We start from the raw sequence: 2,511 nt of genomic DNA, 5'->3' as shown, positions 1-2,511 counted from the left end.
ACTTCGGGCCGCTTGTCGAACAGGTTGTTCGCGCCGACCGAGAAGGTCACATTGTCGGTGAAGGCATAGCTTGCCTCCAGGTCGGTGATCGCGGTCGGCTTGACCTCCCCATCATAGGCGCAGGGCTGGCCCGCGGCCGTCAGTGTCGAGCAGGACACCGATGGCGTCACCAGGATAGTGGTCTTGCCATAGAAGGTTTCCCGCGCGTTGAGCGAGAAGGCCCCGCTCTTGAACAGGAAGCCGGCGACGACCTTATAGTCGGGCGACGCGTCCTCGATATAGCTTTCCGACACCGCGCTGAAGACCGCCGGGATCTTGTTGTCCGTGATCTTGGTCTTGTTGTAGTTGGCGGTCAGCGTCAGGTCGAGGCGGCCAAAATCCAGCATCACCGGATAGGCGGCCGAAAAATCAATGCCCCAGGTGCGGGTGTCGATGCCGTTGGTGAAGCTCGCCACGCCGATATTGGGCAGCGCGGAATCGAGCACGATGCCCGCCGCCGCGAGAGCGTCGAAGATCGCGTCGCCGCCCGGCTGGACCACGCCGCCCTGCACCGCGTAACGCGCCGCCGTGCCCGCGATCCGATCCTTGATCTTGATGTAATAGCCATCGACCGTGATGGCGAGCTTGGGGATCGGGCGCGCGACGAAGCCGGCCGAGAAGTTGGTCGACTTTTCGGGTTTCAAAGCGTCGAAACCGAGCAGCTGCGCGGCGGGCGTGCCGGCGGGCAGCTGCGCCACGGCGCTGGTCGGGCCCACGTTGATGGTCGAATATTTCTGTTCGGCCAGGGTGGGCGCGCGGAAGCCGGTGGAGGCGGTGCCGCGGATCGCGAACGCGTCGGAAAAGTCGTAGCGCGTCGTGATCTTGCCGATCGTGGTGTCGCCGAAATCGGTATAGTCTTCATAGCGGCCGGCAAGGTCGACCGTCCACCCGTCCACCGGGGTCAGGATGAAGTTGATATAGCCCGCGCGCGAACTGCGCTTGTAATAGCCCGCGTCCGACGCCTTGTAGCCCGGGAAGGACTGCACGCCGGTCTTGTAGGTCGAATAGAAATCGCCCTGCACGATCTCATAGGTGTCGCGCCGATATTCGCCGCCGAAGGCGAAGGTCATCGGCTGGGCCATGCCGATGTCGAATTCCTTGCGGATGTCGGCGGTGATCGTCGTCTGGCTCAGGCGGAACCCGCCATCATAGGCGGTGTCGGGCGTGTTGGGCGTGCCGATGCCTTCCAGCGCCGCGGCATAGCTTTCCTGCCACACTTCGCGATGGGCCGAATTGGTCGTCCAGATATCATATTTGTCATGGCCGTAGGTGGTGCTGAGGTCGTAATTCCACCCGTTGGTTTCGCCCCGCGCGCCGATGGTGAAGCTATATTCGTCCTGCACCACCTTCTGCAGCGGCACCATGCCCACCACGCCCGTATTGGCGTAGCAGATCGACGGATCATAGGCGTCGGGCGTCACGCTGCCGCCCAGATTGCCCGCTTCGTAACAGATGCGCTTGGGGTGGCGGTATCCCTGCTTGGCGTAGCCGACCCGCTTGGCATAGTCGCCGAAGCTGTAGAGTTCGACCCCGCCGAAATCATAGCCCATATTGTAGAAGATTTCGGTCAGATAGGTCTTGGGCTGACCCCCGTTGATGCCCGACAGCGTGTCGCCGGCCAGGTTCGACCATTGGGTCGGCACATTGGGCTGCAGCGTGCCGTCCATCTGCGTCACCTGCACGATGCCGGTGCCGACCGTGGTATAATCCTGGCGGCGGTGGAAACCGCTCAGGTTGAAGAAGCCGTCCTCGCCCAGCTTGAAGCCGACATTGCCCGAGGCGGAGAACATCTCGCCTTCGCTGTCATAATATTGGCCGCCGGTGATCTTGAAGCTGCCGCCTTCATTCTGGTCCTTGAGGATCAGGTTGATGACGCCGGCGATCGCGTCGGTGCCGTAGACGGCGGCGGCGCCTTCCTGCAGCACTTCGATCCGCTCGACGGCGTCGGGTGGAATCAGGTCGATGCTGGGCGCGGCCGAACCCTGGAACGGGCCCGCGATGACCTGCAGGATGCCCGAACCATGGCGACGCTTGCCATTGACCAGGACCAGCGTGTGGTTGGGGCTGAGGCCGCGCAGGCGCGCCGACAGCGAGAAGCTCGACATGTCGACGCCCTGGGTCTGGGCGGTGAAGCTCGGCACGATCTGGGTCAGTGCCTGGTTGAGGTTGGGCTGGCCGACGCGGCTGAAGGTTTCCTCGCTCAGCACCTGGACCGGCGCCGCGGCGTCAGCGGCGGACATGCCCACGGCGCGCGTGCCGGTGACGATGATGGCGGTGCCGTCTTCGGCCTGCGGTTCCTGCGGCGCTTCCTGCGCCAGCGCGCAGGCCGACCAGGACGATGCCATGATAAGTGATAATTTGAACGCGGACAGTCTTGTCATTCATGCCCCCTGTTTTTGCAATGTCGATGACAAGGGGATGAACGAACGATTTCAGCCAAGCCGCTACCGCAGCGCAGCATTTTGCAGAAGA

Annotated in this window: 1 protein-coding gene; it reads right to left on the bottom strand. The window is 63.1% G+C overall.

The features are described from left to right. On the bottom strand, positions 1-2,384 hold a 2,384-nt coding region (locus B4A72_RS09250; protein ID WP_292978399.1), incomplete at its 3' end, for a TonB-dependent receptor plug domain-containing protein. Positions 2,385-2,511 lie beyond the last annotated feature (127 nt).

The sequence above is a fragment of the Paracoccus sp. UBA5162 genome, from assembly GCF_002413585.1.
GTDB lineage: Bacteria > Pseudomonadota > Alphaproteobacteria > Rhodobacterales > Rhodobacteraceae > Paracoccus.
Note: the sequence above shows the minus strand (reverse complement) of the source record. Positions and strands in the feature narration are given on the sequence as shown.